Source organism: Desulfoplanes sp. (assembly GCF_054921335.1).
On sequence record NZ_JBUDSQ010000164.1, the window covers coordinates 1 to 2562 of the forward strand.

The 2562-nt window shown below is 49.3% G+C and carries 4 protein-coding genes; all 4 read right to left on the reverse strand.

All coding sequences use genetic code 11. The annotated features are described in order from the left end of the window. On the reverse strand, nt 1-676 hold a 676-nt coding region (locus ACY692_RS14820), incomplete at its 3' end, for a restriction endonuclease (protein WP_462326152.1). A gap of 49 nt (nt 677-725) precedes the next feature. Further along, nucleotides 726-1094: a DUF1016 N-terminal domain-containing protein gene (locus ACY692_RS14825; RefSeq protein WP_462326153.1), complete on the reverse strand. Its 369-nt coding sequence runs from the start codon at nt 1092-1094 to the stop codon at nt 726-728. Then, the gene (locus ACY692_RS14830; protein WP_462326154.1) at nt 1087-1296 is read right to left on the reverse strand and encodes a four helix bundle protein; all 210 of its coding nucleotides are present in this window, start codon (nt 1294-1296) and stop codon (nt 1087-1089) included. Before ACY692_RS14830 ends, ACY692_RS14825 begins: the two co-directional genes overlap by 8 nt. Before the next feature lie 182 nt (nt 1297-1478). Beyond that, complete coding sequence (locus ACY692_RS14835) at nt 1479-1658, reverse strand: hypothetical protein (RefSeq protein ID WP_462325744.1); 180 nt, start codon at nt 1656-1658, stop codon at nt 1479-1481. Nucleotides 1659-2562 lie beyond the last annotated feature (904 nt).

Genomic DNA, 2562 nt, shown 5'->3' on the forward strand with positions numbered 1-2562 from the left:
TGCCTACAACGGCATCCCACCGTTTGGCCTGCAAATAGATTGCATCCAGGCCCAGACGATCTTCTTTGATAACCCCGTCGATGCCTTCATCTGCTGTTTTTCTCGTGGCCTTGCCAGCTTCCTGTACTGAGCCTCCGTATCCCATGGCAACAATGAGGTGAACGACCAATTTTTCGAAAAACTCCGGTGTATTTTCCTTAATTAAATGAAGTAACTCGTTTGCGACCTCGTCTCTCAATTGCTGGTAGGCTTGTTCGAGAGTTTCTTCAGGGGTCGTTGGCGATGCTTCATTATCGTTGGTATGGGTAACCTTCTCGGTTTTGTTCTTGCTGCTTGCCTGCCGGAATTCCTGAAATTCTTCAAACCGCACCAAATACTTGATGTCGATTTGAGCAGGGGATTCAGCGAGAATTTTCCGCCCACGCTCGGTAATATGAAATACCCCTCGTTTTGGTGATTCCAAGACTCGGGCCTGTGTGAGATACACTTTTGCCCATGCCACACGGTTTGCAAACGTGGTTTGTCGACCACTTGGCAGCCGTTCCTGAAGGTCTTCCTCGGAAAGCTTCAGTACTTTTGCCAGCCCTTCACGAGCCTCTTGCATGGTATATTCTTCGCCACCAGCGGAGAGCTTGAGCAATGGCAACATCAATGATTGAAAATCAGGTACGGCCAAGGTGAGCTCCTATTTTTGTCTATGGGTCTAATCTTTCGAACGTAGTGATCTACTGTAAAATCATCAGATTATGGGTCCATCCGATTTGTGCAACCAGTGGTTGCACTCGCTTGTCGTCGCGATAAACAATATAAAATTCAAGCATGTAGAAGATATTGCGCCGGGAAAAGCCACTGATTCCGGGAAACTCCGTCCTCAGATCTTTGGCTAACTGTTCAGCGATGGCAGCGCCATGCTCGGCGTCTGTCTGCTGTTCCACGATCATCCGCCCGATGTCCCGGTAGATGCCGACGAGCTCCTTGTTGACCGCCCTGAGGGCTTCGTACTGGGCGGAGCGGATACGCTCTTTTCCCTCGACCAAAAGGTCTCGGTAGAAATTTGAAGGGTGAGGGGTGAAGGATGAAGATTTCTTAGCCATTCCGTTTCTCCTTAAGCCTTTCGGTGATACTGGTCAGAATGGCAACCAAATCATTGCATTCCGGTATCAGTTCCGAAAGCCCGTTAGCGGCCAGGATTTCAGATGCGACAGGCAGTTTTAACCAATACAATGTCCCACGAGCTTCCTTGCAGTCAATGGAACATTTGGTCAGATAATCCGCTTCCGACCCCCTCCCCGACAATCTGTTCGATCAGCGCGTCGGTCTTCTTGCCGCGCACAGAGACATGGCGCAACACGTCATCGGCAATGCCCCAAATAGAACATGCACTCTCGGTATGGGATACATAATTCATGAAGTGTTATTAGTCATTGCGCTTTTGGCCTCATGAGCTGCCTCCAAGAATTCGATGCATCCGATCCTCCTTACACATACAGCGCCAGCTTCAATCCAAGGCCGAACAGACACACCCCCACCATTCTTTCCAGATTGTGCTGCCATCGTTCACGCAATTTTTCTGTATGGGAATTGGTCAGCATCACGACCACAAGGGCGAACCACACAAGGTGGGTCAGGGAGATGAAGATCCCGATGCCGATTTCCACAGGGAGTGAGGTTGCCGGAGAAATCGAAATCCGGCCCCGGACTGATCACGGACAGAACGGTCACCAGGCCGACCAGGGCGATATGTGATTCAACGAGATGCATGTGCGTTTGACGTGCGGGTGTGTAATGATGCCGCAGATTGTTTTCTGGGGCCCCTACCGGGGGGAAGAAAAAGGGACATTATGTAGCGAGTTTAGTTATGTTGCCAGTTTAGCCCCTGAAAGAGGCCAAATACCCCGCCTTACCCCGCCCGGTTTTTTCAAGAGATACCCCGCATACCCCGCCTTGGTTTTTGCCTGGTGATAACCAAAAGTTGACCTCGCAAGTAAAACCTTCAAGTCATTTGGCTTGGAGGTTTTTTTATGCCCAAAAAACGATGCAGACATTGCCGGTGTCTGTTTACGCTGTCCGCACGTAATCCAGATCAGAAGTATTGTTCACACCCTGATTGCCAAAGGACCAGGAAACGAGAATGGCAGCGGCAAAAAATGCAAGTGGATGCGAGCTACAGAGGCAATCAGAAAGATGCCCAGACGCGTTGGCGACTGAAAAATCCGGATTACTGGAAAAAATATCGAAAGGAGCATCCGGAGTACGAACAGCGAAATCGAGAGGGCCAGGCCCGAAGAAACAAGTCCTGTCGGCCCAAGGCGTCCATATTGGACAAGGTTGCAAAAATGGACGCGTTAAATGAGCAAAACAACGATATCTCGGGGTATTACGGTCTGGTTCCGTGCAGTGATATCCTGGTTGCAAAAATGGACGCGAAAATCGTAAAAATTACTGATTTATCAGGTTGTTATCCTCATACTGTGTCTGATTGCAAAGAGATGACTCGATAGCATTCGACAACAGCCTCATGTTACGAGCAATTTCAGCATTTTTTGTAATTGCACGTAAGGA